The sequence below is a fragment of the Streptomyces sp. NPDC087300 genome, assembly GCF_044744425.1.
Taxonomy (GTDB): Bacteria; Actinomycetota; Actinomycetes; order Streptomycetales; family Streptomycetaceae; genus Streptomyces.
In genome coordinates this window covers 690111-715678 of the sequence record NZ_JBIUYI010000006.1, presented here as the reverse complement: position 1 = coordinate 715678, position 25568 = coordinate 690111, and the positions used below count along the sequence as shown (strand labels likewise).

Annotated in this window: 20 protein-coding genes, 1 tRNA gene and 1 riboswitch; of the genes, 7 read left to right on the top strand and 14 right to left on the bottom strand. The window is 71.5% G+C overall.

The annotated features are described in order from the left end of the window. Window positions 1–55: 55 nt before the first annotated feature. Entirely contained in the window at window positions 56–2143 is a 2088-nt protein-coding gene (locus ACIO9J_RS28300) for an asparagine synthase-related protein (protein WP_402005350.1), read from the bottom strand. 776 nt (window positions 2144–2919) lie between these two features. Here ACIO9J_RS28300 and ACIO9J_RS28295 point away from each other — a divergent pair. From ACIO9J_RS28295 to ACIO9J_RS28280, 4 genes are all read left to right on the top strand, one after another. Continuing rightward, the gene (locus ACIO9J_RS28295; RefSeq protein ID WP_402005347.1) at window positions 2920–4356 is read left to right on the top strand and encodes an MFS transporter; all 1437 of its coding nucleotides are present in this window, start codon (window positions 2920–2922) and stop codon (window positions 4354–4356) included. A gap of 238 nt (window positions 4357–4594) precedes the next feature. Further along, the gene (gene lhgO, locus ACIO9J_RS28290) at window positions 4595–5809 is read left to right on the top strand and encodes an L-2-hydroxyglutarate oxidase (protein WP_402005344.1); all 1215 of its coding nucleotides are present in this window, start codon (window positions 4595–4597) and stop codon (window positions 5807–5809) included. Between the two features lie 179 nt (window positions 5810–5988). Continuing rightward, window positions 5989–6828, top strand: coding sequence for a tRNA (guanosine(46)-N7)-methyltransferase TrmB (gene trmB / locus ACIO9J_RS28285; RefSeq protein ID WP_402005341.1), 840 nt, complete (start codon window positions 5989–5991; stop codon window positions 6826–6828). 43 nt (window positions 6829–6871) lie between these two features. Next, window positions 6872–8239: a PrsW family intramembrane metalloprotease gene (locus ACIO9J_RS28280; RefSeq protein WP_402005338.1), complete on the top strand. Its 1368-nt coding sequence runs from the start codon at window positions 6872–6874 to the stop codon at window positions 8237–8239. A 27-nt stretch (window positions 8240–8266) separates the two neighbouring features. Here ACIO9J_RS28280 and ACIO9J_RS28275 read toward each other — a convergent pair whose 3' ends face one another. From ACIO9J_RS28275 to ACIO9J_RS28235, 9 genes are all read right to left on the bottom strand, one after another. Continuing rightward, window positions 8267–9211 (bottom strand): aldo/keto reductase, encoded by a 945-nt coding sequence (locus ACIO9J_RS28275; protein WP_402005336.1) that lies wholly within the window; start codon window positions 9209–9211, stop codon window positions 8267–8269. A gap of 153 nt (window positions 9212–9364) precedes the next feature. Then, window positions 9365–10444, bottom strand: coding sequence for a M23 family metallopeptidase (locus tag ACIO9J_RS28270; protein WP_402005333.1), 1080 nt, complete (start codon window positions 10442–10444; stop codon window positions 9365–9367). 11 nt (window positions 10445–10455) lie between these two features. Then, window positions 10456–10603: riboswitch (cyclic di-AMP (ydaO/yuaA leader) on the bottom strand. A gap of 221 nt (window positions 10604–10824) precedes the next feature. Continuing rightward, window positions 10825–12069: a PP2C family protein-serine/threonine phosphatase gene (locus tag ACIO9J_RS28265; protein WP_402005330.1), complete on the bottom strand. Its 1245-nt coding sequence runs from the start codon at window positions 12067–12069 to the stop codon at window positions 10825–10827. A 76-nt stretch (window positions 12070–12145) separates the two neighbouring features. Further along, window positions 12146–13384, bottom strand: coding sequence for an MFS transporter (locus ACIO9J_RS28260; protein ID WP_402005327.1), 1239 nt, complete (start codon window positions 13382–13384; stop codon window positions 12146–12148). After that, a complete protein-coding gene (locus ACIO9J_RS28255; RefSeq protein ID WP_402005324.1) occupies window positions 13381–14439 on the bottom strand; it encodes a PLP-dependent cysteine synthase family protein in 1059 nt (352 codons plus the stop codon). Before ACIO9J_RS28255 ends, ACIO9J_RS28260 begins: the two co-directional genes overlap by 4 nt. Window positions 14440–14503: 64 nt before the next feature. Then, window positions 14504–14893, bottom strand: a complete 390-nt coding sequence (locus tag ACIO9J_RS28250; protein WP_402005322.1) for a hypothetical protein — start codon at window positions 14891–14893, stop codon at window positions 14504–14506. A gap of 115 nt (window positions 14894–15008) precedes the next feature. After that, window positions 15009–15082, bottom strand: a tRNA-Met gene (locus ACIO9J_RS28245). 81 nt (window positions 15083–15163) lie between these two features. Continuing rightward, on the bottom strand, window positions 15164–16396 hold the full coding sequence (locus ACIO9J_RS28240) for an alginate lyase family protein (protein WP_402005319.1): 1233 nt from the start codon (window positions 16394–16396) through the stop codon (window positions 15164–15166). Between the two features lie 233 nt (window positions 16397–16629). After that, entirely contained in the window at window positions 16630–18162 is a 1533-nt protein-coding gene (locus ACIO9J_RS28235) for an MFS transporter (protein ID WP_402005316.1), read from the bottom strand. Window positions 18163–18328: 166 nt separating this feature from the next. On the opposite strand from ACIO9J_RS28235, the gene ACIO9J_RS28230 reads away from it, so the two are divergent. Continuing rightward, window positions 18329–19033: a hypothetical protein gene (locus ACIO9J_RS28230; RefSeq protein ID WP_402005313.1), complete on the top strand. Its 705-nt coding sequence runs from the start codon at window positions 18329–18331 to the stop codon at window positions 19031–19033. A gap of 95 nt (window positions 19034–19128) precedes the next feature. Here the strand turns inward: ACIO9J_RS28230 and ACIO9J_RS28225 are convergent, their stop codons facing one another. Further along, complete coding sequence (locus tag ACIO9J_RS28225; protein ID WP_402005310.1) at window positions 19129–19869, bottom strand: ANTAR domain-containing protein; 741 nt, start codon at window positions 19867–19869, stop codon at window positions 19129–19131. A gap of 300 nt (window positions 19870–20169) precedes the next feature. Here ACIO9J_RS28225 and ACIO9J_RS28220 point away from each other — a divergent pair, with 300 nt between their 5' ends. Next, a complete protein-coding gene (locus ACIO9J_RS28220; RefSeq protein ID WP_402005307.1) occupies window positions 20170–20967 on the top strand; it encodes a GAF and ANTAR domain-containing protein in 798 nt (265 codons plus the stop codon). A gap of 310 nt (window positions 20968–21277) precedes the next feature. Here ACIO9J_RS28220 and ACIO9J_RS28215 read toward each other — a convergent pair whose 3' ends face one another. Beyond that, window positions 21278–22006 (bottom strand): hypothetical protein, encoded by a 729-nt coding sequence (locus tag ACIO9J_RS28215; protein ID WP_402005304.1) that lies wholly within the window; start codon window positions 22004–22006, stop codon window positions 21278–21280. A 350-nt stretch (window positions 22007–22356) separates the two neighbouring features. On the opposite strand from ACIO9J_RS28215, the gene ACIO9J_RS28210 reads away from it, so the two are divergent. Beyond that, window positions 22357–23061 carry a PaeR7I family type II restriction endonuclease gene (locus tag ACIO9J_RS28210; RefSeq protein ID WP_402005301.1) on the top strand — a complete coding sequence of 235 codons (705 nt, stop codon included), beginning with the start codon at window positions 22357–22359 and terminating at the stop codon, window positions 23059–23061. A gap of 83 nt (window positions 23062–23144) precedes the next feature. On the opposite strand, the gene ACIO9J_RS28205 is transcribed toward ACIO9J_RS28210, so the two are convergent. Continuing rightward, the gene (locus tag ACIO9J_RS28205; RefSeq protein WP_402005298.1) at window positions 23145–23870 is read right to left on the bottom strand and encodes a PaeR7I family type II restriction endonuclease; all 726 of its coding nucleotides are present in this window, start codon (window positions 23868–23870) and stop codon (window positions 23145–23147) included. Between the two features lie 12 nt (window positions 23871–23882). Further along, window positions 23883–25559, bottom strand: coding sequence for an Eco57I restriction-modification methylase domain-containing protein (locus tag ACIO9J_RS28200; protein WP_402005295.1), 1677 nt, complete (start codon window positions 25557–25559; stop codon window positions 23883–23885). Window positions 25560–25568: the final 9 nt, after the last annotated feature.

The window sequence follows — 25568 nt, the reverse complement described above, 5'->3', positions numbered from 1 at the left end:
GCGGGGTCTCCTCCGCGCGGCCTGCGCCCGGCTCCTAACGCTCGGCGCCCGGCTCCTAGCGCCCGGCCCCTAGCGCCCCTCTCTGCGGAACCACGGTCCCCGTAGGGACTGCCCGTTGTCGTGCTGGAGTCCCCGTCCAGCACGTTCCTCTTCGCGACAGGAGACGGCGCAGCCACAGTTCCGTGGAGACGAGGTCGGCGAGGCCGTCCAGGGGCAGGGGTTCGCCCTCGGCCGCCGAGCGCAGCGCCTTGCGGACGACCCGGGCCTCGACCAGGCCCGCCTGCGCCAGGAGCGGGGTGTCGAAGAGGGCGATCAGGTCGTCCACCGCCACGCGCAGGCCGGTGCGGGCCGCCGCCGCGTTCGACGCGTGGGACGGGGCGCCCCAGCCGGGCGGCAGGTCGGCGACGCCCGCGCCTTCCAGGACCGTGCGCAGGATCGCGGCGCGGGCCCCCGGCTGGACGCGCAGCGCCTCGGGCAGGGCGCGGCAGGCGCGGACCACCTGGTTGTCCAGGAAGGGCGCGTGCAGGCGCTGGAAGCGGACCTCGGCGGCCTGCTCAAGGACGCGCAGGTCGGCGGCGTGCCGGGCGAGCGCCGCCCGCGCGCGGAAGTCACCGGGTCGCTGGCCCGGGCTGCCGCCCGGCCGCATCCTGGTGTCCTGGAGGCGAACCGATACTTCAGCTAGGGCCTCACCGGTCAGCCAGCGCGCGGCGGGGCCGGGTCTGGCCCACGCGAGGGCGGCGAGCGACGCCCCCACGGCTCCCCCCGGTTCGTCGAAGCGGCGCTGCAGGAGGCGGTCGGCGAGCGACTCGACGCCCGCGCGGTGCGGCGTCCTGGCGAGCCTGCGGGCCGCGCCGTACACGCGCGCGGGGACCAGCACCGAACCGTCGGCCTTCGCCAACGCGGCCACGGGGCGCACCAGATGGCGGCGCTTGCGGTCCATCAGGAGGTCGGCGAGGCGGGCCGGATGGGCGTCGAGCACCTGTCGGGCTCCGTAGCCCGTGAAGTGGTCCGCGCTGCCCGAGGAGAGCCTGGCGCGGTGGCGCTGGGCGGTCACCAGGGTGGCGCTCGGCTCGTCCGTCAGGGGCCCCTCCAGGTCGGCGTACGGCAGGGCGTCCTCGCCCGCGGCGACCACCACGTGGTGCAGCCGGGGGTTGGCCGCGATGGCGCCCGCGCGTTCCAGTTCGGCCTCGCGGCCGTTGACGACGAGGTCGTTGAAGGTGACGGCGAGGAGCCGCTCCCCCGCGCCCGTGCCGTGGCCGAGGACCGTGCCGGGCATGCCGGGCAGACCGGCCGCAAGGAGGGCGAGGGTGCCCGAGGCGGGTCCTCCGGAGAGGTCGGCTCCGATGCCGGGCACCGGCATGCCGCGGGCCGCGCGCCGCTCGGCGGGGCCCATGCCGGGCACCGGGCCCGGGTCGACGTCCGTACCCGGCACGTGGCGCGGGGCGGTGAGCCTGGCCCGTACGGCCTCCACGAGGGCGTCGCGCACGCCGTCCACCGCGCTGTCGGCGTCGGCCGAGGGTGCGGCGACGGCGAGCGAGGCGACGGCCTCGTACCCGGCGATCTCCCGTGCGCCCGCGCGCAGGATCAACGCGTGCCCCGGGGGCACGCGCCGCACGCCCTGGTAAGGCGTCGAGTCGTGCAGCGCCTCCGGCACGTCGGGGGCGGCGAGCAGGGCCGCGAGGTGGCCGATGTCGAGGTGGGCCTCGATGAGGTCGGCGAGGGGCAGCGCGGCGGTCGCGTAGGCCGTGCCGTCCGCCCACGGGGTGTAGAACACCGGGCGGGCGCCCGCGAGATCGCCGGCGATCATCACGCGGCGGCCGACCTGGACGACCGCGGTGTAGCTGCCGGGCCACGCGGTCAGATGGCGCAGGGCGCCGCCGCGCGCGGCGAACAGGCCCACCCGGAGCTCCTCGTCGGACGCCCCGCAGGTGCCGAGCACGGCGATCCGGGTCTGTTCGTCGGCCGAGACGGTGCGCACTTCGTCGGCGCGCCAGTCACCGACCGCCCAGAGCGGATCCGGGTCGCCCCACAGGAGTTGGGAGCCCACCGGGTGGACGGTCTCGCCGTTCTCTCCGGTGGCTCCGGCCGAGCCCACCACCGAGGCCCTCGCGGCGGTACTGCTCCACCCCACCAACCACCGCATCGCTGCCTCCACAGGCTGTGGACAAACCGTCGGCGGGACCGGCGAGGCTGCCGACGGAGCTCGGGACGACCAGTGCACCAAGGAACTGGGGTCCCATGCTGCCACGAAGGAGGCGCGCGGGAGGGGCTACGGGGCCGCTCACGCGGCGATGAATACACCCTGGGCGAGCGGTGGTTGAAGGGCAGAACGATGCCCCTCTCCTTGCCCTCCACTGACAGATGGGCGAAATGCCCGCTTCCCTCGATGGGTGTTTTTCGGCCAAATCGGCCTGCGATGAGCACACTGAGGAACCGTTCGAGGGCAACACACAGTCCGGGAGGCGGTGTGCGCCCCCCGGACCGGTCCGCCGCCCGCGGGGATGGAGGCGGCGGTGTCCCCCAGCCCACTGACTCCAGCGCAGCGGGCCGACCCACGCATCGTCAATGGAAGCGCTCCCGCCATGGCCGGAGAAGAGCGCACGCACAGGCGCACGGCCACACACCGGGAGCACGCAGTGACGACGCCGCACCTCCGTACGGACAACAATCTCGCCATACGGAACTGGGCCTCTTAACGCTTGGGATGCGGCGAACTACGCTGTGTGTGCTGATGTTTTCGCGGAGGCATATACCTGGAGGATCGGCCAAACGCTCTTGCGGCCGGGATTCCGGCCACGACGACCGGGGCTCACGTCACGGTGCGCGTGGCCGCGGGTGCGGCCGCCTTCGGGGGAACGCAGCACGAATGCCGCGCGGTCCAGCCACTGCCCGGCAGCCGTCTGTGTCGAGGGGTGGCGCATGTCCAGGGAGCAACGCGGGCCGAACGAAAAGCTCGGCACCGTTCTCGCCCTCGCGGGAATCAGCAATGCGGGACTCGCCCGCCGGGTCAACGACCTCGGTGCTCAACGCGGGTTGACGCTTCGATACGACAAGACATCGGTGGCCCGCTGGGTGTCCAAGGGCATGGTGCCCCAGGGAGCCGCGCCCCATCTGATCGCCGCGGCCATCGGGCAGAAGCTCGGCCGCCCGGTGCCGCTGCACGAGATCGGTCTCGCGGACGCGGACCCCGCCCCCGAGGTGGGCCTCGCCTTCCCGCGTGACGTCGGGGCGGCGGTGAAGTCGGCGACCGAGCTCTACCGCCTCGATCTCGCGGGCCGCCGCGCGGGCAGCGGCGGCATCTGGCAGTCCCTCGCAGGCTCCTTCGCGGTGAGCGCGTACGCGACGCCCGCCTCGCGCTGGTTGATAACTCCGGCCGACAGCTCGGTCGCCCGCGACGTCTCCAGGGAACCCGTCCCCGCCGACGACAGCGGCGCGCCCATGAAGGTCGGGCACAGCGACGTACTGAAGCTGCGGGAGGCCGCGGAGGACGCGCGGCGCTGGGACTCCAAGTACGGCGGCGGCGACTGGCGTTCGTCGATGGTCCCCGAGTGCCTGCGCGTCGAGGCGGCGCCGCTGCTGCTCGGGTCGTACTCCGACGAGGTCGGCCGCGCCCTGTTCGGGGCGTCCGCCGAACTGACGCGCCTGGCCGGGTGGATGGCGTTCGACACGGGCCAGCAGGAAGCGGCCCAGCGCTACTACATCCAGGCACTGCGGCTCGCGCGCGCGGCTGCGGACGTGCCCCTCGGGGGATACGTCCTCGCCTCCATGTCCCTCCAGGCGACCTACCGCGGCTTTGGCGACGAGGGGGTCGACCTCGCGCAGGCCGCGCTCGAACGCAACCGCGGCCTGGCCACCGCGCGGACCATGAGCTTCTTCCGGCTCGTCGAGGCACGGGCACACGCGCGTGCCAACGACGCGCAGGCCGCCGGCGCCGCGCTGCGGGCCGCCGAGGGCTGGCTGGAGCGGGCCCGCGACGGCGACAACGACCCGTCCTGGCTCGGCTTCTACTCCTACGACCGCTTCGCGGCCGACGCCGCAGAGTGCTACCGCGACCTGAAGGCACCGCGCCAGGTCCGCCGCTTCACCGAGCAGGCGCTGTCCAGGCCCACGGAGGAATTCGTGCGCTCCCACGGGCTGCGCCTGGTGGTGTCGGCGGTCGCCGAGCTGGAGTCCGGGAACCTCGACGCGGCCTGCGAGCAGGGCACGCGGGCCCTTGAGGTCGCCGGGCGGATCTCCTCCGCGCGGACCACGGAGTACGTGAGGGACCTGCTGCACCGCCTGGAGCCCTACGGGGACGAGCCGCGTGTGGTGGAACTCCGCGAGCGGGCACGGCCGTTGCTGATGGCTCCCGCCTGAGGGGCCGCCGGGAGGGCTGCCGGGCGGACGGCGGCGGCGTGCACGTCCCTACGGGGTCGTGTGCGCCTCCCCTACGCCCGAAACCCTCCCGGACACCCCCGCGGGACCGGGTCCGCACGTGAACGGGCGGGTGGACCCGAGTTAACCCGCGCGGAGCGGCCGGGAATGATCCGCCCTCCCAGGTTTGAGGGCGATGTCAGTGGCGCAGGGCAATATCTGTGGTGGGAGGTGAGGCGCGGTGAAGAAGGTCGCGTACGACTGCGACGTGCTGGTGATCGGCGGCGGGATCGTCGGCCTGTCGACGGCGTATGCCCTGACGCGCTCCGCTCCCGGCACCCGGGTGACCGTCCTGGAGAAGGAGGACGCCCCGGCCAGGCACCAGACGGGGCGCAACAGCGGGGTGATCCACAGCGGCATCTACTACCGCCCCGGCTCCCTGAAGGCGAAGTACGCGGTCCGCGGTGCCGCCGAGATGATCAAGTTCTGCGCGGAGTACGGCATCGCGCACGAGGTCACCGGCAAGCTGATCGTCGCCACGGACCGCTCGGAGCTCCCCCGGCTGCACGCCCTGGTCCAGCGCGGCAGGGAGAACGGCATTCCGGTGCGCGAGCTGGGCCCCGCCCAGATCGGTGAGTACGAGCCGGAGGTGCGCGGCCTCGCCGCCATCCACGTCGGGACGACCGGCATCTGTGACTACGGGGCGGTGGCCGAGCGCCTCGCCACCGCCTCCGGCGCCGAGATCCGCTACGGGACGGGCGGCGAGGTCGTCCACATCGACCGCCGCGCCGCGCTCGGCGTCGCGGTGCGGACGGCGGACGGGGCGGTGCTGCGGGCGAAGGTCCTGGTGAACTGCGCGGGGCTGCACTGCGACGAGATCGCGCGCCGCACCGGCGACGACCCGCAGATGCGGATCGTGCCCTTCCGGGGTGAGTACTACGAACTGGCCAGGCCCGAGCTCGTGCGCGGCCTCGTCTACCCCGTGCCCGACCCGGCCTTCCCCTTCCTCGGCGTGCACCTCACCCGGGGCATCGACGGAGGCGTGCACGTGGGGCCGAACGCGGTGCCGGCGCTGGCCCGCGAGGGCTACCGGTGGCCGGTCGTGCACCCCCGCGAGCTCGCCGGGACCCTGGCGTGGCCCGGCTCCTGGCAGATAGCCCGCAGGCACTGGCGGTACGGGGCGGGTGAGCTGCGGCGCTCCCTGTCCAAGTCCGCGTTCACCGACGCGGTGCGGAGGCTGCTGCCCGCGGTCGACTCCGGTGATCTGGTGCCCTATCCCGCCGGGGTGCGGGCGCAGGCGGTGCTGCGGGACGGGACGCTGGTCGACGACTTCCTCATACGTGAGGGGCCGCGGACGGTCCACGTGCTGAACGCGCCCTCGCCCGCGGCCACGGCGTCCCTGCCCATCGGCCGGGAGGTCGCCCGGCTGACGCTTGGCGCGTTGCGGGGCGGTTGACTGTGCCCCCCTGCGGGGGCAGGGCCGGGGCGGGTTGTCGTTCGTCCGCGGGTGCGTCGTGGCTTGTCGCGCAGTTCCCCGCGCCCCTGACGGGGCACGACCCGCAGCGCCCCGCGCCCCCCGCACCCTCGACAGGTCGGGCGCGCCCCCTCCTCCCGGGACAGTAAAATCGGGGCACTGTGTCTGACTCATCCCATGCCTCCGAAGCCCCCAGGACGACCGGTCGTCCGCAGGCCGCGCCGCGGTTCCCCGGTGGTCCTTCGCCCGATCCCGCGGGGTCGCACCACGAGCGGCGGATCCGTAGCTTCCAGCCCCGGCGCAGCCGGGTGACCACCAGCCAGGGCGATGCCCTGCAACGGCTCTGGCCCAAGTGGGGCCTTGACATCGACGGCCTGCGCACGCTGGACCTCGCCGAGCTGTTCGCGGCGGAGGACGGGAAGCCTTCCGAGCTGCCCGTCGTCCTGGAGATCGGCTTCGGCATGGGCGAGGCGACCGCCCAGATGGCCGGCGACGACCCGGACACCGGCATCCTCGCCGTCGACGTGCACACCCCGGGCCAGGGCAACCTCCTCGGCCTCGCCGAGCGCAACGGACTGACCAACGTCCGGGTGGCCAACGGCGACGCGATCATCCTGCTCCGCGAGATGCTCCCGCCCGCCTCCCTCGACGGACTGCGCGTCTATTTCCCCGACCCCTGGCCCAAGGCCCGCCACCACAAGCGCCGCCTGATCCAGCCGGAGTTCCTGACGCTGGCCGCGCCCGCCCTCAAGCCGGGCGCGATCCTGCACTGCGCGACGGACTGGGAGGAGTACGCCGAGCAGATGCTGGAGGTGCTCACCGAGCACCCCGACTTCGAGAACACCCTGGCCGACGGCGGATACGCGCCACGTCCCGCCTTCCGGCCCCTCACCCGCTTCGAGGGCCAGGGCCTCGACAAGGGCCACGTCGTCCATGACCTGCTCTTCCGCCGCACCGCGGAGCCCCGTACGGAGACCACGGAGACCGGCACCGGAGACTGAGGCACCGTCGCGGCCGCCCCCATCCCTCGTTAGGGTCAACGACGTGGCCATCAGTCCTCCGTATCCGATACCCCTCCCACCCGGGGCGCCCGCTCCGGGGGAGCTCCGTCGCGCGCACTGGTGGCAGCGGCGCGCGATACGCGTGGCCGCGCTCGTCACGCTGCTCGCCCTCTCCGGTCTGGTGATCCTGGCCCTGGTCAGGGAGCAGACCGGCACCGAGGGCTTCCTGGTGGGGCTCGGCCTCGCAGTCGTGCCGGTGCCGCTGCTCGTCGCCGCGTTCCGCTGGCTGGACCGGGTGGCGCCGGGCCCCTGGCGGAACCTCCTCTTCGCCTTCTCCTGGGGGGCCTGCGCGGCCGCGCTCATCGCGATCGTCGCGAACAGCTTCGCGATCCGCTGGATAGCCACCGCCACCGCCGACCCGACCAGCGCGGACACCCTGGGCGCGACCGTCATCGCGCCGATCGTCGAGGAGAGCGCGAAGGCGGCGGCCGTGCTGCTCGTCTTCCTGTTCCGCAGAAGGGACTTCACCGGCATCGTCGACGGCGTCGTCATCGCCGGGGTGACCGCGACCGGCTTCGCGTTCACCGAGAACATCCTCTACCTGGGCAACGCCTTCGTCACCGACCAGCTCAGCCGCGAGAGCGGCCTCGCCTCGGTGACCGCGGCGACCTTCTTCGTACGGGTCGTCATGTCGCCGTTCGCGCATCCGCTGTTCACCGTCTTCACCGGCATCGGCTTTGGCATCGCGGCGCTCAGCGCCGACCGTCAGCGGCTGCGCAGGGTGCTGCTGCCGCCCGCCGGGCTGCTGCTCGCGATGGGCATGCACGCGCTGTGGAACGGCTCGGCGGTCTTCGGGCAGTACGGCTTCTTCACCGTGTACGCGGTCTTCATGCTGCCCTCGTTCGGGCTGCTGACCTGGCTGGCGATCTGGACGCGGCAGCGCGAACTGCGCACGATCCGCACCGAGCTCCCCCTCTACGTGGCGGCGGGCTGGCTCACTCCGCCCGAGCCGTTCGCCCTCGGCTCGATGCGCGCCCGCGGCCTGGCCCGCGACTACGCCTCGTACACCTGGGGCAAGGCCGCGGCGCGCACGGTCGTGGAGTACGAGGCGTACGCGACGTCGCTGGCGCTGCTGCGGTACCGGGGGCGCCGGGGCCGGGCAGGGGCCGACTTCGTCGTACGGGAGCGGGAGTTGCTCGAACAGCTCTGGGAGCGCCGCGAGCTCGCCAGGCCCTCGCTGGGGTACGCGGCGCGGGCCACGGCGCCGGTCGTCCTGCCGATGCGCCCGCCGCACCCCTACGCCGCCTACGGGTACCCGTACGGGCAGCCGGGGCCGTACCCGGCGTACGGCTACCCGACACCGGCCACGAGCCCGGCCGCGACCCCGACGTACAACCCCTACCTCTCCTAGGGCACCTCTCCTAGGGCCCCGCGAGCGTCAGGCGGAGGCCGCGGTCAGCGCCGCGAGCTCGGTCTCCGTCAGCTCCAGGTCCGCCACCGCGAGCAGCGCGGGCAGCTGTTCGACCGTGCGCGCGGAGGCGATCGGCGCGGCCACGGTGGGCCGGGCGGCGAGCCAGGCGAGCGCGACCGTCGCGACCTGGGCGCCGCGCGCCGTGGCGATCTCGTCGAGCGCGGCGATGACGCGGTCGCCCCGCTCGGTGCCCGCGTACGCCGCGGCGTTGCCGCTGCGCGCGCTCTCGACCCGCGTACCCGGGCGGTACTTGCCGGTGAGGAAGCCGGAGGCGAGCGCGTAGTAGGGGACGGCCGCGAGGCCGGAGCGCGAGGCGACCTCCTGGAGCGGGCCCTCGTAGGTGTCGCGGGAGACGAGGTTGTAGTGCGGCTGGAGCGCGACGTAGCGGGCGAGGCCCTCGCGGTCGGAGAAGTCGAGGGACTCCTGGAGCCGCTCGGGCGTGATGTTGGAGGCGGCGACGGCCCGCACCTTGCCCGCCCGCACCAGCTCGTCGAGGGTGCCGATGATCTCTTCCACGGGGACCGAGGGGTCGTCGTAGTGCGTGTAGTAGAGGTCGATGTAGTCGGTGCCGAGGCGCTTCAGGGAGGCGTCGGCCGCGCCCTTGATGGTGCTCGCGGAGAGGCCCTTGTACTCGGGCAGGGCGCCGACCTTCGTGGCGATGACGACGTCGGAGCGGTTGCCGCGCTCGGCGAGCCACTCGCCGATGACGGTCTCGGACTCGCCGCCCTTGTTGCCCTCCACCCAGACCGAGTAGGCGTCGGCGGTGTCGATGAAGTTGCCGCCCGCCGCGGTGTAGGCGTCGAGCACGGCGAAGGACGCGGCACGGTCGGCGGTCCAGCCGAAGACGTTGCCGCCGAGGGCGAGGGGGAAGACCTCGAGGTCGGATGAGCCAAGGGTGCGAAGAGAAGTCATGTGCTGCTCAACGCGCCCGCCGGAAGCGGAATTCCATGCATGCCTCACCGAACCGGCAGCCCTGACGTCGGGGGGTTGTCGCCAGGACCGCCGGGGTCTTCGGGGTCTGCGGAGCCGGCGGGCTCTTCGCGGGCTCCGCGCCCACGGGTTCCGTCAGGGGTTGAGGCCCTTGCCCTGGAGCCAGCCGAGCGGGTCGATGCCGGTGCCGTCGGGCGTGTGGACCTCCAGGTGGAGGTGCGGGCCCGTCACGTTGCCGGTCGCGCCGACGCGGCCGATGACGTCGCCGGTGCTGACCTTCTGGCCCGCGCTGACGTTGAGCGAGGACTGGTGGCAGTACCAGATCTCCGTGCCGTCCTCGAGCTCCAGGACGGTGCGGTAGCCGTACGACCCCGCCCAGCCGGCTTCCTTCACGGTGCCGGTGTGCACGGCCTTGAGCGGCGTGCCGGTCGGGGCGGCGAAGTCGAGGCCGGTGTGGTGGCCGGAGGACCACATCGAGCCGGAGTCGCCGAAGTGCGAGGTCAGCGTGTACGAGGAGGTGGGGATGACGTAGCTCTTGGCGAGCTTCGCGAGGCGCTCGGCCTCCGCCTTGGCCTTGCGGGCCTCCTCCTCCTTCTTCTTCTTGGCGGCGGCCTTGGCCTCCGCCTTCTCCTCGGCCGCCTTCTGCTGCGCGGCGGCCTCGTCCGCGGCCTTCTTGACGGCGGCCTGCTCGGCAGCGGTCCGCACCGCCTCGTCGGCCTGGTCCTGCTGGTTCTCGGCCTGCCGCATGATGCGCGAGCGCAGTGCCTCGCCCGCGTCGGTGGTGCCCTGCTCGGCGTCGTCGGTGCTGACACCGGCGGCGGTGAGCGGCGCGGCCGCGTGGGTGACGGTGTCGGCGGAGTCCGCGTCGTCGGACATCAACGAGCCGACGCCCGGCAGGGACTTGGCGTCCGGCAGCGAGTCGGCGACGGCCCCGACGCCCGGCAGGTCGGGTATGGATATGGAGACCGGCGGCTTGCCGCCCTGCGCGGTGGCGATGCCGCCCGCGCCGACCGCGGCGATGACGCCGACGCCGAGAACGGTGGAGCTGCGGGCGAGTCCGCCGCCGCTCTTCTTGTGCACACGGTGCCTGCCGCGGACGGGACGGACGGACTCCTCGGTGGGATTCCATTCCTCCCAGGACTCCTGGTCGTATCCACCGAAGTCGTCGTCATTCGGCACATACGGGGCTTGGGGGGCAGGCCGGTTGGACGCCACTGGGGCGCACTCCTTTCCTTCCTTCTCGCCTACCGGGTTAGCTGACGGGTTCGGAGCAGGAAGGTCTCCTACGGACGACCGGCACGGATGCACGGAGGCCCGATTCACCCCAAGTTGGTGGTTCCCCGGCTCCCTTGCGGGATTAGGCGCGTGCGCACGGAGCCGCCTCTAGTGACGGCTGGGACGACCGCGCTGCGTTATCGAACGTTAATAGACAGCGGGGGCGGATTCCAAGCCGTTCCGACTGATCGTTAACGCCCTTGGCCTGTACTTAACGGGACACGGGGGTGAGGAACGGGGCGAGTTGACCCCGGTGCGCCGCACACCGGAGCTTCACATTCCCTTGACAGTACGTCAGTTGTTATGCGGAGGGGTGTTCCTCACTCACCGTCGGTGACATCCCGCTCCCGCGCGATCGGCCGCCGCACCGCGAGCAGCGCCATGTCGTCCGTCGCCCCGCCCCCGGTGTGCCGCCGCACCTCCTGCACGAGCGTGCCGAGCAGCACGTGCGGGCCGTCGGTACCGGGGAAGATCCGGCCGCCCAGCCGGGCCGCCGGGTCGTAGAAGACGCCCGAGGCGTCGCGCGCCTCCGACAGGCCGTCCGTGTAGAAGAGCAGCGTCGCGCCGGGCGGGAACTCCGACTCGTCCGCGCGGTCCGGCCAGGTCCCCAGGTCGCCCATGCCGAGCGGCAGCGCGGGCTCGCTCGCCGAGAGCACGCAGAGCCGCCCGTCCCCGCGCAGCAGCAGCGGTGGCGGGTGCCCGCGGTTGATGAGCCGTACGACGCTCTCGCTGTGCCGGATCTCGCCGAGGACCGCGGTGGTGAACCCCTCGAACGCGTCGAGCCCGTCGCGCCGGGTGCCCTCGCGCGCGAGCGCCCGCTCCAGGCGCTGCGCCACCGCCTCCAGCGTGGCCTCCTGCTCGGCGGCCTCCCGGAAGGCGCCGATGACCACGGCGACGGCGGCGACCGCGCCCATGCCCTTGCCCCGCACGTCGCCGACGATGAGCCGTACGCCGTGCGGGGTGTCCTGCACCGCGTAGAGGTCCCCGCCGATGAACGCGTCGGCCTGCGCCGCCTCGTACCGCGCCGCGATGTCCAGGCCCCCGATGCGCGGATCGGGTTCGGGCAGCACGGCGCGCTGGGTGGCCTCCGCGATGGAGCGCGCGGTGGCGAGCCTGGCGTTGCCGCGGCGCACCACGCGGTTGATGACGACGGCGAGGGCCGCCACGGTCATCACGGTGATCAGCTCGGTGACGGTCTCGACGTTGCTGTCGAACGAGTTGCCGTAGTGCAGCAGCAGGACGGCGACCGATGCCGCCGCGCCGGTCAGCACGGTGTTGAGCAGCGAGTAGAAGGGGGCGGCGATCAGCGGGGCCGCGGTGAACAGGGGCGCCGCGGTGAATTCGGGCGGTGTCGTCGCGTCGTACACGACTCCGACGACCAGGAGCAGGACGGGCAGCGCCCTGACGAAGGTCCCCTCGTGCGCGGCGGTGCCGCTGTCGTCGGCCCGTCCGCCCCGCTCGCCCCGTGCGTCACGGGCACGCGCTGGGTCACCGTCGCGTCCTCCTCGCTGCCCCACCGCTCGCTCTCCCGCCGACTCCGCGCCCAAGACCTCACCGCGCTGCATTCAGGCTTCCCGCAGCGCGGTGAGGGTGCGACCTGGTGTGGGCCGACCGGGTTAAGGCCCCCCGGGCGCGACGGCCCTAGGAGGCGGTCACCGCGGGCACCGGCGCGAGCCGTCCCGACCTGGCGAGGCCGCGCAGCGCCAGCGCGCAGCAGCCGCCGAGCGCGGCGAGGACCGTCCAGGGCAGCGCGGGCAGGTCACGGCTGGCGTCGAGCAGCACGCCCATGCCGAGGTTCCCCACGGTGATGCCGATGCCGCAGACGGTGTTGTAGAGGCCGTAGTGCGTGGCCACCCAGCGGTCCCCCGCCAGCGAGACGACGGTGTCCATCTCGAAGGGGTAGAGCACGGCCGTCGCCGCGGCGAGCGCCGCCGCGCACAGCAGCAGGCCCGCCACCCCGACGTACCGGGAGCCGCCGAGCGCGGGCGGCAGGAAGGCGGCGCCCATCAGGCCGAGCCCGGCGACCAGGCACTGCTCGCGGGTCCAGGTGCGCCGGCACCAGTCGGTGATCCGCAGCTGCCCGAGCAGCGCGACGAGACCGGACACCACGAAGAGCGAGCTGGTCGCGACCGTCGCCGCGGTGCCCTCGCCGAGCAGCCGCTCCACGGACAGCGGCAGCGCCAGGTAGACCTGGAAGGACAGGACGTACGACCCGGTCATCGCCAGCGAGAACAGCCAGAAGGTCCGGTTGCCGAGGACCACCCGCCACTGGCCGCCCTCCTGCGCCGCCGCCTCGGTGCGCCGGCGCGCGGGCAGCCTGAGCACCTGGACCACCGAGAGCCCCGCGAAGAGCACGGCGGCCACCGCGCAGGTCAGCCGGAAGTCGAAGCCGGTCAGGGCGAGCCCGACGAGCGGTCCGAGCAGGATGCCCGTCTGGTAGAAGACGTTGAACAGGGCGAACGCCTCCACGCGGCGCTCGGGCGGCCCGGCCTCCGCGGCGACGTACGCCCGTACCGCCGGGTTGAAGAGCGCCCCCGCGAGCCCGGTCGCCACCGACGCGGCGATCAGCACGGGCAGCGTGTCGGCGAAGGCGAGCGCCCCGAAGCCGACGGTCCTCAGCGCGCACCCCGCGACGATCATCGGCTTGAAGCCGATCCGGTCGGCGAGCGCCCCGCCCACCAGGAACATGCCCTGCTGGGAGAGGTTCCTGACGCCGAGCACCAGGCCCACCGCCCAGGCGGCGAGCCCGAGTTGGCCCGACAGATGCGCCGCCAGGTACGGCATCAGCATGTAGAAGCCGAGGTTGATCGTGAACTGGTTGACGAAGAGCAGTTGCACCGCGGGCTCGAACATCCGGGCCCTGCGCCAGATCCCGGTCACAGCACCGCGCCCTTGCTGCTGCGGTCCCACTTGGACCACTCGGTGATGCCCCGCTCGGGCCCGGTCACCTCGCGCGGCTTGTCCGGCACGGCGCCGCCGGTCAGGCCCTGCGCCGCGCAGTACTCGTCGCTGAAGACGGTGTCGAAGTAGCGCTGCGGACCGTCGGGGAAGACCGCGGCGATCCGGGTGCCGCGCGGCCGCGTCCTGGCCAGCCAGCCCGCCACCAGCGCCACGGCGCCCACGCTCCAGCCGCCGGTGGCGAACTGCCGCTCCGCGAGCCGCCGCGCGCACCGCACCGCCTCGGCGGGCCCGACCCAGTGCACCTCGTCGAAGGCGTCGTGGTCGACGTTGCCGGGGTGGATCGAGGAGCCGAGGCCGCGCATCAGGCGCGGGCCCGCGTCCAGGCCGAAGATGGTCGACGCGACGCTGTCCACGCCGACCAGTTCGAGCCCCGGCAGCGCCCCGCCGCGCAGCGTCCGCGCGATCCCCGCCGAGTGCCCGCCGGTGCCCACCGCGCAGACCAGCACGTCGAACTGGCCGAGCTGCCCGACGAGTTCGGCCGCGAGCGTGCCGTAGGCGGCCGGGTTGTCGGGGTTGTGGTACTGGTTCGGGCACCACGCGGCGCCGCCGAGCTCGCGCCCCGTCATCAGCTCGGCGACCCGGTCGACCCGCGCCTGCTGCCAGCCGCCGAGCCCGCTCGGTTCGCGGACGAGGTGGATGCGCGCGCCGTGCGCGGTGAGCATGCGCTCCACGATGGGTTCCAGGCCCGGGTCGGTCACGATGTGCACGGGGTGGCCGTACTGCACGCCGGCGAGCGCGAGGCCGAGCCCGAGGGTGCCCGACGTCGACTCGACGATGGGCGCGCCGGGCCTCAACTCGCCTCGCTTGCGGGCCTGTTCGACCATGTAGAGGGCGGCGCGGTCCTTGATGCCGCCGAAGTTGAAGCCTTCGAGTTTGGCCCAGAAGCCCCGGCCGCCGTCGTCCGACGGTTCGTCGATCCAGAGCACGGGGGTGTTCCCCACGGCGGCCGCCGCGGGCTGCAGGTTGCTGATCATCTAGGTGCTGTCCTTCGGGTACGAGGATGAGGGCACTGACGGAGTGGTCGGGCTCCGTGCGCGCTCAGTTCCTGTCGATCCCGATGGCGATCAGCAGCGGGTGCCCCGCGGCGGGCGGCCCGGCCCGCGCCGGCGCGCACTCCGCGCGCCCCGCCTCGCGCACCTCGGGCCGCTGGGCGTGCCGCCCGGCTCCCGCGCCGTCCGGAATCAGCCGGTCCGCGGGTTGGGCCGCGGCTGGCTGGGCGGCCTCGGCGTGCGCGCCGTGCTCGGGGGTGGGGCATTCGTGCTGCTCCACGGCGGACGCCGTACTGGCGGCGGTGGCGGGGGCGAAGCTCTGGTGGCCGTGGCAGACGCCGAGGAAGAGCGCGCAGACGGCGAACAGCAGCGCGAGGACGGACCTGCGCCCCGGCCTCAGCCTCAGCCCCACCGCTCCCACGCGACTCATAGTGAACATGACGCTACTCACCGCACACGTGTCAGCGCAAAGGCGACAACGCGCCAAAATCACCCCATGCGAAAACGCCGAAGGCCCGGAACCATTCTCATGGTTCCGGGCCTTCGGTCTTCAGTAGCGGGGACAGGATTTGAACCTGCGACCTCTGGGTTATGAGCCCAGCGAGCTACCGAGCTGCTCCACCCCGCGCCGCTGAACACAACTCTACGCCATCCGGAGGGGTGGTTCGAACCACTTACCCGTCACCCCCACGACGACATGCCCGCCCCGCTAGGCGTTCTCCGCGTGCGTGAGCGTCTCCCAGGCCACGAAGAGGTCGTCCGTCCCCTCGGGCCGCCGCTGCTCCGTGTACTTCTCGGTCTGCGGCATCGCCAGCTTCAGCCGCCCCCGCAGGGCGTTCAGGCCCACCTCGGTGTCGGGCCCCATGTCGCGCTGCACCCTGCCGCCGCACAGCCAGCCCGGCGCCTCGGCGCCCAGCTGGTACTTGGAGTGGAACTCGAACGCCGCCCGCAGCCGGTCCTTGACCTCCCCGTACAGATCGACGCCCTGGTGGTGGGCGGTCTCCGCCATGTGCGCGGTCGCGGCGAGCGAGTAGCTGGCGTGCTTGAAGTTGCGGCAGGTCTCCTGGGAGAGCCCGTCGGCGAAGGTGTCCTGCCCGAACCAGTACTTCTTCAGCTCGGCGGCGGTGTCGATGCCGCTGCCCTCCGGGGAGACGGGCAGCTTCCCGTCGGACTCCAGATAGAAGTACGCGGGCACGCGCGTCCTGAAGTGGTGCACGGCCTTCTCGAACGTGGCGTGGTCGTCGAGGAAGACGGCCATGCCCATCGTCGCGTCGGCCATCACCAGGTCCCAGTTGCCGTTGAAGTCGGCTGATCCGTCGCGCACTTGGGGCAGATAGGCGTTGCGCAGCATCCGCTCGAAGCGCAGCAGTTGCCCGTCGCTCCAGCCGTCGTACGTGTACCGCACGGCCTCCGCGGCCCGCGCCCACGACGAGGCGGCCCAGGCGGTCTGGAGCCCGGCGTTGGCCTCCGTGTGCCGGGTGATCACCTTCGCCCAGGCATCCATGATCTCCACGGCCTTCTCGGCATGCGCGCGCTTGCCCGTGAGGTTCCAGAGCAGCGCCTGGGTGTACGCGGCGAGCGCGTCCTCCCGCTCCTCCACGCAGCCACGTCCCGGCCGGGTGTCGGGCGGACACTCCACCACGGCGTACGGGGTGGCCCGGTAGTCAGCCGCCGCGTACTTGCTGCCCCGCATCTGCTCGAACGCCGCGCGCCACGGCTGCTCCCCGGCCGCCACGTGCTTGCGCACCCGCTCCAGCTGCGCCTTGCTGACCAGCACGCCGGGGTGCTGGAAGGCCTGGTCGCGGGGGCGCGCCGCGGCGGTACGGGTGTCCGCCCCACCGGAATCGCCGGATCCGCCACCACAGGCGACGGCGAGGACAAGAAGGGGCGCGACGAGCAGCCCCAGAACGCGCCGCCCGCGCCGGTGAGCCACCGCTGCCATTGCCGCACCTCCCACTGAACCGCCGAAGGCCCGCCGCCCACCGACAGTCCAGCGTCACCCGCCCCCACCCCCGACGCCCCACCGGGCTGCGCCGTTCGGGCGAGCGGGCGCGCCCCTCAGGGGCGCGGGGAACTGCGCGCCCAGCCACGACGCCCCCGCGGCCGGAGCACGAGACGAGCACACGACGGCGCCCCGCCAGGCCGAAGCCGGACGGGGCGAGGCGTGTCCGTGGATCAGGCCGCCGTGGCGAGATCCTCCTCACGGACCGGCCCGGCCTGCTCGGCCAGTTCCGCCTCGGGGGACTCCCCGTCCCGGATGAGGACGAGCGCAAGCACCGCCGCCGCGAGAACCCCCGCCGCCCCGGCCCAGAACGCCGCGGACATCGCATCGGTAAACGCCTCCCGCGCCGCCGCAACAAGCGCGCCGTCACCCGTGGACGCGGCCAGGGCGAGCGCGTCGGAGACGGAGTGGCTCGCGGCGGCGGGCGCCGAGCCGGGCATCGCGCCGGAGTAGGTGCTGGAGAGGACCGTGCCGAGGACGGCGACGCCGAGGGCCGCGCCGGCCTGCTGGACGGTGTCGTTGAGCGCGGAGCCGACCCCGGCATGCTCCGCGGGGACCGCGCTCATCAGGGCGGCGGTCGCCGCGGGCATCGCAAGGCCGCCGCCGACGCCGATCAGCGCCATGGCCGAGGCGAGCAGCCCGAACCCCGCGTCCGAGGGCAGCGAGGCGAGGGCGCCGAACCCGGCGGCGATGACGCTCAGGCCGACCGCGGTCATGGCCCGGTTGCCGATGCGGTTGCCGAGACCGGCGCCGATCCCGTTGAAGACCAGCGTGGCGACGGCCATCGGGGCGAAGGCGATGCCGGTCTTGGAGGGCGAGTAGCCGAGCACGAACTGCAGGTACTGGGTGAGGACCAGCATCAGGCCGCCGTTGGCGAAGGTCAGCAGGACGAGCGAGAAGCTGGCGCCGCTGAAGACGCGGTTGCGGAAGAGGGCGAGCGGGACCATCGGGGAGTCGGTGCGCAGCTCCCAGACGACGAACGCGGCCAGCGCGAGGACGGCGACACCGAGCGAGACCCGCGTACTCAGGTGACCGAGACCCGCCTCGGCCGACTCGATGATCGTCCACACCAGCGCGGTCATGCCGATCACCGAGAGGACCATGCCGAGCGGGTCGGCCTTGCGGGCGGGGCCCTTGGACTCGGGCATCAGGACGAGCGCGGCGATGATGGCGACGACGGCGATCGGCACGTTCATCAGGAAGACCGAGCCCCACCAGAAGCGGGCGATGAGCACCCCGCCGAGCACGGGCCCGCCGACCAGGCCGACCGCGGCCACCGCGCTCCACGCGCCGATCGCCTTGCGGCGCTCGCCGTCGTCGAAGACGGTGATGAGGATCGACAGGGTGCTCGGCATGATCAGCGCACCGCCGACACCCATCAACACCCGTCCCGCGATGAGCTGTTCGGGACTTCCGGCGACCGTGGCGAGCAGAGAGGCGGCGCCGAAGAGCGCCAGGCCGACGACCATCACCCGGCGCCGCCCGAACCGGTCGGACAGGCTGCCCGCGGTGAGCAGCAGCCCCGCGAAGACCAGGATGTACGAGTCGATGATCCACTGGATGTCCTGCGCGTCCGCGCCCAGGTCCGCGGCGATCGGCGGGACCGAGACGGTCAGGACCATGTTGTCGACGACCAGGACCAGCGTGCTCAGGCAGAGCACGATCAGGATGAGCCAGCGGCGCGGATGGCGACGCCCTTCCGACATGGCTTCCATCGTGGGACCCCTCAAGACCTAGGCGGCACATCCGCTGAGTACGGCGCGCTCTCGTTGCGCACACTGTACGCACAGCGCACGGTGTGCGCAATACGCGAACGCCATACGCGCCGAGATCCCGCCCGGGGGCCGCCCACCGCCGGGCAGAGTGGTCGCCGTGGCAGACACGAACGCCCTCTACGGAGTGGCCGGCGCCATCGGCGGCGCCCTCATAGCCGGCGGCGCCGCGGTCGTCGGCCCGCTGCTCCTGCACCGCCGCGGCGCACGTCAGACCGGCGCGGCGGACACTCGCGCCCGGATCGAGGCGGAGGTGTCCCGGATGATCCGCATGCGCTCGTCGAGCCGCGGCTGGCTGATCCTCCTGGAGGACACGGCGCGCGAACTGACGGAGGGCCGCGCGGTGGACGCCGCGCACTTCGCCGCCGCCGTGTCGACGGCACGCGCGGAACTCAGCGGCGCCCTGGACGAGGGCATGCACGACGGGATCTGGGTGGTCGGCGGCTCCGCCAGCCAGAACCCGTACTTCGCGTCCCGCGCCGGGGACCCGGGGCTGCCACACCCGGACCCGCCACGGCGGTCGCCCCTGCGGCCCTCACGACGCCGGTGGAGACCCTCCGCACCCCCCGCTCCACGCGCATCGACCGAACCCCCGGAGCTCCAAGTCGGCCACCTGGTCGAGGTGTTCGCCAGGTCGAGCCGTACGATCGGCTCCCACCTGACCGACCGGCAGCCGCTCCCCGCCGAGACCCTGACCGAGCTCCGCACGGCCTGCGCCCAGGCGGCCGAGGCCCGCTCCCGCCTCTCCACCCACCTGGTGAACCGCCTGGAGGAGATCATGGGCGAGCGGCCGCGCAGGCTCTGAACCGCGCCCCGGGATTGGCCGGGATCAGCGCTCCGGCGCCTGACGGAATCAGCACCCCGGGACCGAACGGAACCAGCACCCCGGACCGTCCGGGATCAGCGCTCCGGGCGCGGAAAAGGCCCCCCGGTCGCGGGGTTGTTGACGACCTCGGCCGCGACCTGGACCAGCTTGAGCCGGTTGCGGCGGGCGTGATGGCGCAGCAGGTCGAAGGCGTCGCCGACGGTGCAGTCGAGGCGCTCGGCGAGCACCCCCTTGGCCTGCTCGATCAACACCCTGCTGTCCAGGGCGTTCTGGAGCTGCTCCTCGCGGACCCCCGCCTGCCGCAGGGCGTCGCGGTGACCGAGCCCGGTGGCGGTGGCGTCGGCGAACAGCTCGCTCCAGCGCAGGTGTTCGCGGGGCAGGGTGCCCTGCCGGTAGTAGAGGTTGAGCGAGCCGATGGCGCGGTCGTGATGGTTCAGCGGAAGCGTGGTCAGCACCGGGAAACCGGCCTGGAGGACCCGCGGCGCGAAGTGCGGCCAGCGCAGCCGGCTGTGCGGATGGTCCATCTCCACGTTGGCCAGGACCTTGCGGATGCGCCGGCTGTCCAGACCAGGCCCCTCCACCAACTCCCTCTGTACTTCTTCGAGTTCACCCGCGATGTCGTTGGAGGCGGCCAGCAGCACGGGCCGGCCGGTGTCGTCGGTGATGCTGCAGCCCGCCGCGTCCACCCCGGGTATACGGGCGGCCGCCGCGGCGAGGCGCCGCAGGATCTGTTCGTCGTTCTCACCACGGGCCGGCGCGTTGGCCAGGGCGACCAGGGCCGGTGCCATGGTGAGGTCGTGCGCGGCAAGGGCCATGGCCACAATCCTCGGAGATCTCGGTCGAACTGGGTCCTCTTCTGGAGCTCACCTGCTGCTGCGCCGACCCGTGCGAACGGACACGGACCGGCAGCGAGCGAAGCACATCCTGCTACTGCTCCGCTACCCCGGGTTCTCCCTCAACGACGCGATGACACCTGCTGATTTCACGTACCGATGCAGTGGGGTGACGCGCTCGGGCAACGCGCGCCGGGCGCGCTCCCCCTGCATCCGTCGCGCCGGGGACCGTACGATGCCGGGATCGGGCACCGGTCCTCGTGACCAGCGGAGGTGACAGCGATGCGGTCGGAGCAGCACGGCGCCGAGGCCGACGGTGGCGCCGAGGCCGAGGACGGCGCCCCGCTGGACCAGGACCGTCGGCGGATCACGGAGGTCCTGGCCGCGGCCGTGACCGGCCTCGACCGCTACCGCGCGCCCGAGGCCCTCTGCCGCGCGTGCGCGGGTCTGCTGCCCGTCACCGGCGCGTCGATCTCGCTGACCGCGAGCAGCACCGTACGGACCATCTGGTGCGCCAGCGACGACACCGCGGCCCGTCTCGCCGAGACCCAGTACACCCTCGGCGACGGGCCCTGCCGCAGCGCGCTCGAACTGGCCTCCCCCGTCCTCGCCGCGGACCTCACCCAGGGCTCCGACGTCCGGCGCTGGCCGGTCTTCGCCCAGCAGGCCCTGGACCTGGGCGTACGGGCGGCCTTCTCGCTGCCCCTGGGCACCAGCGCCCTGGCGATCGGCACCCTCGACCTGTACCGGGACAGCCCGGGTGCCCTCTCCGGCCGGGACCTGCGGATCGCCCTCCTGGTGCGGGACGCCGTCACGTTCGCCGTGCTCAATCTGCACCAGGACCCTTCGGAGGACCCCGATCCCGGGCCCGACGGCGGAGTGGCGTCGTGGGTGGCGGCCGCCGAGGCCGACCACGCGGAGGCGCATCAGGCCATCGGCATGATCATGGCGAGCCTCGGCGTCGACCCGGACCAGGCCCTCGACCGGTTACGGGCCCACGCCTTCGCCCACGGGCGGACCGTGAGCGAGGTGGCCCGGGACGTCATCGCCCGGAGGATCCGCTTCACCTCGCCGGGCTGAAGCGGGGCCGGCGCGGCCGCGCGGCCGACCCGCCCCTGAACGCGAACCGGCCCCTGACGTGCGGCTTCCGCCACAGGCCAGGGGCCGTTCCTGCCGGTAGACCGTGTGGGACTCGAACCCACAACCAATGGATTAAAAGACCCCGCGATCTTGTGATGGATGATCGCGGGGTCTGATCCGCCGTCCGGAACCACCAGGTCAGGAAGCTAGAGCTGAATGGTTGGGTCCGTCGCAGGACGGGCTGTGGGGCTACGTCCGCTCACGCATCGCTCACGTGGGGCAGCGGACTCCCGGGCGGGTCCAATCAGCACTAGGCGGTGTCGGTGTCCGCTGCACGACGTCGAAGAGTGTTGATGTAGTCGGCCCGAAGGATCGGGCGACAGCGCGGACGCTTCCCCTGGTTGATGTCCTCCACGTACTTGGCCAGCCGCCCGGGGTTGTCGCCCGACCACCCATGTGCCAGTGACCACCCCTGCATTGCCTCGCCGTCCATGTGGAAGCCTGAGTCGTGCAGCGCCAGCAGGGTGCTCACGACCAAGTCCTTTTCGTGACCGGCCGAGATGGTGTTGTTGTGGTTCACGGACAGCGTCAGGCCCTTCAGAGCCTCGATCACGACTGGATCCAGGGCGGGCGTCAGCTCCTCCCAATCCGAACCGTCGCCAAGGATCGTCGGGTTCACCGCGGTCACCCACGGCCGCAGCTCATCGTCGTTCCAAGTGATGACACAGAGCGCTCGGACGCGATGGCCGCCGTACTGCGTCAACTTGCTGATGTCTGCCATGTCCGGCCAGGCCATGAGCACTGGACCATTTCCGCGGATGTAACCCCCGCCTCTGCCGGTTACGTGCTCCACGTTGGAGTGCCGAGCAACGAGTTGGTCTAGCTCTGAGGAGTTTTCCAAGTTGGACTTGAGGCTGGTCCAGACACTGAGCGTATCGCCGTCCTCCATGTGCTCACAGCACCAATCGATTGCCGCGCTCACACCTTCGGCGTCGTGACTGGCGACAGCACACGGGTAGTTCACGTCACGGTCGAACATCCCTGCTCCCTGCTCTTGGGTCGGACAGTGCTCACGGTATGCCGGGGCACTGACAACGCCGCTCCCCTGCACCACCACTCCTACGAGTCATTGCGCGTTCGCGAGGCAATCGGTGCTCTGGATCCGTGCATCGATGGCCCCCCCTTGGACGACGGCAGCAGGCCCTCCTCCGTCGGCTCGCTGATGGCGATAGACCGTGCGACGACGAGCTCCCGTCCGCCCCTAGGGTCGACGCAAGGCGCAGTAGGCTCGACGTACTCAGGACCGACTGTCAGTGCCACCCGTCAGACTTGGGGGATTCAGGCTCGTGAGTTCGAGCCGGTGCCGTATCCCGAGCAAGGATGGGTGACGTGAAGCCCGAGGTGATTCAGCAAGCAGTCGAGGACTTCTGGACCAAGCGGGGCGAGCAGAGGGAAGGCCAGGAGGACGGCGGGAAAGCTGGCGGAGAGGCTCGCGCCAATGGGCACATTAAGGGCTTCGAGGAGTCCGTGAAGGGGATCTTCCTCAACTGCGGTATCCCTGCGGAAGGAATCCGAACAGGGAAGCCCTACCTGCCGGGCTATTACCGTGTCCGCAAGCAGTGGGACCTGGTCGTTGTCTACAGGGAGGTTCTCGTTGCCGCCCTTGAGTTCAAGTCACAAGTAGGAAGCGTCGGCAAGAACTTCAACAACCGCTTCGAGGAGGCGTTGGGTACTGCCACTGACCTGGCAACCGCCCAGAAGAAGAACGGCCCCTTCGGCGCTGTACCGCCGTGGCTCGGCTACGTCTTCGTGCTGGAAGAGACGGAAGAGACCGAGAAGCCGAACAGACAGTCTCACGCGTTGTTCGAGATCGATCCGGCCTTCAAGGGGATGTCGTACACCCAGCGCTACCAGGAGATGATCAGCCGCTTCGTCGGCGAGAACGTCTATGACATTGGGTGGTTCATCACCACCCAGAGGGCAGATGGCGGGGACATCACCTACAAGGAGCCCCTGCCGACGGCAACCGCGCGCACCCTGCAGGTGGCCATCGAAGGCAGAGTCAACCTGGTCAAGGCCATGCTGGGTGAGTAAGCCGGTAGGCCCCTTACGCGCCAGAGGACAAGCTGGGGAGTAAGGGGCCAGCGCGCCACGCTGCCGGAGGACTGCCAGCTGTCCTAGCCGGGAAGTCCGAGGTCCTTCAAATACGTGAGGCGTGCATTAATCGCCGCTGAGAAGTGCCTCCAGTCGAGGCTCTCTACAAGCTCGATGGGCTTGGGGTCCTCGGCCGAGGACGTGACGTAGCACGCGGCGTCGTAGAGCTGCTCGGCCATGAGGCGCTCGCAGAAGATCCCGAACCGGTCCTGGTACGAAGTGCCGTGCCAGATCTCGTCGACGGGCAGGGCGCCCTTCGCAGTCTTGACCGGCCGCCGGGAGCCTTCTCCGTCCTGCATGATGAAGAAGTAGCCGAGCCAGGGTTTCTCCTTCGGGTACAGCTCGGCGAGTGCTGCGCGGCGAAGGTCCACTGCGCTACCGAGCGCTTCCTCGACCCGGTTGTTGTAGTTGTTGCCGTACGACGGCCCGCCGAGTGCTTTCATCTCGAAGGCCGCGACGAGTACGCCCTCGTGCACAACTACGAGGTCCCACTGCTTCTGCGGCCTGTAGTAGCCAGGCAGCTCCAGCCCCTGGGATTTACTGACGCGGATGCTTTCGGCCGGGTATCCGGCTTCCAGGAAGAACTTCGCCAAAAGGGCTGCGATCACGTCGAAGTGCTTGCCACCGCGGACTGACCCGGCCGTGCCGGCCCCAACCGCAGCCTTGATCGCGGACTGCTCGCTCTGCAGCTGCTTGGCACCCCAGTACGCAGCTATTGCGTCCTCGAAGTCTTGGCGGGTGACCGTCAAGATCCGTTCCTCCTAGTCAGGCAGCTCGGCCAGCCCGTAGACGCGCAGGGCAGCCTCCGTGGCGGCCTTCACGTCGCGCTTGTCAAAAGCTTCCGTGAGGGCGGCTCGGTCACTCTCGCTGATCGCTGCCGGGTCCGGCACGCGGATCTTGCGAAGGTACTGCGCCTGGAATCGGAGGGTTCCACCTCGCATCTTGACCGCGTACGCCTCCACGAACGCTTCCGCGACCTTGGACAGCAGCAGACCACCAAGTACGCGCATGTCCCAGGCATCCGAGACGATGAAGTACAGGTTGTGGTGAGGGTACAGTCCGCCCTCGTCGAGGACCGGATGGATCGTCAACTTCATGTCTGGAAACAGCAGCTTGGGGCGCCACGTCAAACGGTGGTCAACCTTGTCAATCGTCTTGTACCAGCGCTGGGGCTGCTTGACAGCGACGTACCGCTTCCGCAGGGCGGCCCCGTGCTCCTCGAAGTACGCAGCGAGCTTCGGGTAGGCAGTGAGGTCGACCAGGTCACCTTCGGCTGTCCACGGGTTGACCAGATAGGTGCCGTTCCAGTTCAAGGTGCCGCTGGTGGTGTCACGCACCATAGCCATGCGCAGAAGCCGGTCGCTCTCGACCAAGCCGTCATCGTCGGTGAGGAAGACCTTGTCGGCGCCGGTGGCAATGCCGATGCCGACGCGGGTCCCGGTCTGGTCGTCCTGCAGGAGCCGGAAGCGCTCGGTGAGCTCTTCGAGGAAAGCCAGCCTGGCTGGCGAGGCAGCTGGCCACGAGTCCTCGTCGGGGAACCAGTGCGGCATGCGGGCGGCCTGAAACGCTGAGGTGGTGATCGACTCCGCCGTGGCGTTCGCATACCAGGTGGCGAAGTCGTCGGCTTGGACACTGCCGAATGCCCGAGTGGTGTCCGCTGCCACTGCTCCGCCCTGAGGCCGGTTCGAGATAATCGTGATCGCCGGATAGGCCGAAACCTGATCCTCGAAGGCGTCCACGTCGTGCATGACCAGGGCCAGGTCCATGCTGAAGCGGCTGGTTACCAGCTGTCGGAGCCGACGGCCGTACTGATTTCGCATCCAGCGGTCGGCGCAGATGAAGCCGAGTCGCCCGTCGGGGTTCAGGTTTCGCAGCGCGATCTCGTAGAAACCGATGTAAATGTCTGCCCTGCCGCCCATCGTGGAGCAGGCGCCGCGGTAGGCCGCCATCCGATCGTCGGGGACATCTTCGAGTCGGATGTACGGAGGATTGCCGACCACGTAGTCGGCTCGGTGGCCTGCGTCGGGTTGGAGCAGGTAGTCACCCTGTTCCACCCAGGCGGCTGCCACCTGACGGGCTTCCTTGGCCTGCCATCCTTCGTCCCGCAGTTGCTTCTCGACCACTGCCCGGCTCTGCTCTACGTTTTTGTCCAGAAGATCCAGCGCGTGGACGGCCGAGAGCGCGTCTCCGATAGAGCGATTATGAGCGCGGCAGGAGGCGCTGATCCGCGATGCGACGGCTGTCAGGAAGGCGCCTGAGCCGCAGGCCGGCTCGACGAGCTTCACGTCGCAGAGGTCCTTATCTGCCGTGTACCCGAGGAGGTCGAGGATCAGGTCGACCACCCAGCGCCGCGTGAAGACCTCGCCGTGCTCCACAGCCTCCGTGGGAAGGGAGGGAAGCGCGTGCAGGTCGGTATCGGAGAGCAGAGGAGTGGCCACGCCCCGACC